Here is a 2604-nt window from a genome sequence, read left to right on the forward strand (position 1 = left end):
GTCGCCCGCGACCCCGCGCCGGCCAGTCCGGTGCGCCCGGACGGCGTCCGCGCCGCCATGGAGGCGCGGATGCCGTTCGAGCTCACCGCCGGTCAGACCGCCGTGCTGGAGGAGATCTCCGCCGACCTCGCCCTGGATGAACCGATGAACCGCCTCCTGCAGGGGGAGGTCGGCTCCGGCAAGACGATCGTCGGACTGCTCGCGATGCTCCAGGTGGTCGATGCGGGTCGTCAGTGCGTGATGCTCGCCCCTACCGAGGTCCTGGCCACCCAGCACCACCGTTCGTTGACGGCCATGCTCGGCGATCTGGGGGAGCGGGGCCGACTGGGTGCCGCCGAGGAGGCCACCCGGGTCGTGCTGTTGACGGGGTCGATGTCCACCGCGGAACGGCGGGCGGCGCTCCTGGATATCGTCACCGGTGAGGCCGGGATCGTCGTGGGCACGCACGCGCTCATCCAGGACTCGGTGGACTTCTTCGACCTGGGCCTGGTCGTGGTCGACGAGCAACACCGGTTCGGGGTGCGTCAGCGCGATCGGCTCCGCGCCAAGGGGCGGGACGGGACGGTCCCGCACCTGCTGGTGATGACGGCGACACCGATCCCCCGCACCATCGCGATGACCGTCTTCGGGGACCTGGAGGTCTCGGAGCTGGACGAGCTCCCCGGTGGTCGCAGACCCATCTCCACCTCGGTCGTGCCGGCCCGGGACAAGCCGAGATGGGTGCAGCGCGTCTGGGAGCGGGTCCGGGAGGAGGTCGAGGCGGGACACCGGGCGTACATCGTGTGTGCGCGGATCGACGCCGACACCGGCGACGCCGCGAACGGTACGTCCGCAGGGGACGACGGCCGGGGGAGCGACAGGCCCCCTCTGGTCGCCGCCGTGGACCTCTACGAGTACCTGTCCACCGGGCCACTGGCGGGCCTCCGTCTCGGTCTCATGCACGGCCGGCTCCCTCCCGAAGAGAAGGAGTCGACCATGGGTGCGTTCGCCTCCGGTGATCTCGACGTCCTGGTGTCGACGACCGTGATCGAGGTCGGGGTGGACGTCCCGGAGGCCACCCTGATGGTGGTGATGGACGCCGACCGGTTCGGGGTGAGCCAACTCCACCAGCTCCGGGGCCGGGTGGGTCGGGGTGGCCTGCCCGGGCTCTGCCTCCTGGTGACCAACTCTCCTGAGGGCGGGAAGTCGATGGAACGACTGGGTGCGGTCGCCGCCACCACGGACGGGTTCCTGCTGGCGCAGCTCGACCTGGTCCAGCGCCGGGAGGGAGATGTCCTGGGAGACGCCCAGTCGGGTGCATTGGCCTCGCTCCGACTGCTGTCCGTCGTCGACGACGGCGAGGTCATCGAGATCGCACGCCGTCACGCCGAGGAGATCCTCGACTCCGATCCCGGACTGGACCACCACCCGGCGTTGGCCGAGCGCGTCCGTCGACTGTCCGGCTCGGACGAGTCGGACTACCTGTTCAAGTACTGACCATCAGCATCTCGACCATCGGGGGATCCATGACCCGCATCATCTCGGGCCGCCTGCGCGGGCGCTCGATCACAGTGCCACCGGCAGGGACCAGACCCACCACCGACCGCGTCCGCGAGGCCCTGTTCAGCGCGATCGTCAGCAGGATGGACCTGGACGGCGCCGCGGTGCTGGACCTGTTCGCCGGGTCCGGCGCACTCGGGCTGGAGGCGGTCTCCCGGGGCGCGGATGTCGCGTGGTTCGTCGAGGACGACCCCCGGGCCGTCGCGACCATCCGCGCGAACACGTCGGGCCTGTCGTCGTCGTTCCCGTCGGTCCGGCCGACCGTCAGGCGGGCGGCGCTGCCCGCCGCCGTCTCCGGACCGTGTCCCGTCGCGGGAGGCTTCCACCTGGTCCTGGCCGACCCGCCGTACGAGCGCTCAGCGGACCTCGACGCCCCCGTCCTCGAGGCGTTGGCGGACGGGGGCTGGCTCGCCGGGGACGCCCTCGTGGTGTGGGAGAGGTCCAGGCGTGACCCGGCGGTGCGGTGGCCCGCGGGCTACGAGGTGGAGTTCGAGCGGACCTACGGGGAGACCGCCGTCGAGATCGCCCGCCCGGTTGATACGGTCGCCCGATGACCACCGTCGTGTGCCCAGGCTCGTTCGACCCGGTGACCCTCGGGCACCTCGACGTCATCCGGAGGGCGGCCGACCTCTTCGACGACGTGATCGTGTGCGTGGTGGCCAATCCCAACAAGCAGGGCACGTTCTCCATCGACGAACGCAAGGCGCTCATCGAGGAGGTCTGCGCCGACCTGCCCGGCGTCCGCGTGGACAGCTTCTACGGGCTCCTCGTCGACTACTGCCGCCAGACGGGCGCCACCGCGGTGATCAAGGGTCTGCGTGACTCGACCGACTACGACTACGAACTGCCCATGGCCCACATGAACAGGTCGATCGCGGGCGTGGACACCGTGTTCCTGCCGACCCGGGCGGACCTGGCGTTCGTGTCCTCCTCACTGTGCCGCGAGGTCACACGTCTGGGCGGGGACGTCTCACATCTCCTGCCGGGTCCGGTCGCGCGGGCCCTGAAAGATCGGCTCGGCTGACCTGTGGTGCCCGGCGCCCGGGCCCGGCAGGAGATGTGAGA

3 protein-coding genes are annotated in these 2604 nt (G+C 70.8%); all 3 read left to right on the forward strand.

From position 1 onward, the window contains the following. Window positions 1-1476 (forward strand): ATP-dependent DNA helicase RecG (locus IY392_RS15785; RefSeq protein ID WP_194861722.1); only part of this gene is annotated, 1476 nt, incomplete at its 5' end. Window positions 1477-1505: 29 nt separating this feature from the next. After that, a complete protein-coding gene (gene rsmD / locus IY392_RS15790; RefSeq protein WP_194861723.1) occupies window positions 1506-2093 on the forward strand; it encodes a 16S rRNA (guanine(966)-N(2))-methyltransferase RsmD in 588 nt (195 codons plus the stop codon). Beyond that, on the forward strand, window positions 2090-2563 hold the full coding sequence (gene coaD / locus IY392_RS15795) for a pantetheine-phosphate adenylyltransferase (RefSeq protein WP_107756661.1): 474 nt from the start codon (window positions 2090-2092) through the stop codon (window positions 2561-2563). Before rsmD ends, coaD begins: the two co-directional genes overlap by 4 nt. Window positions 2564-2604 lie beyond the last annotated feature (41 nt).

It is taken from the genome of Dietzia sp. SYD-A1, from assembly GCF_015356725.1.
Lineage (GTDB): Bacteria > Actinomycetota > Actinomycetes > Mycobacteriales > Mycobacteriaceae > Dietzia.

What these genes read in the sequence shown, in the direction of transcription:
- coaD (WP_107756661.1), top strand. Translation starts at nt 2,090, where the DNA reads ATGACCACCGTCGTGTGCCCAGGCTCGTTCGACCCGGTGACCCTCGGG.
- rsmD (WP_194861723.1), top strand. Translation starts at nt 1,506, where the DNA reads ATGACCCGCATCATCTCGGGCCGCCTGCGCGGGCGCTCGATCACAGTG.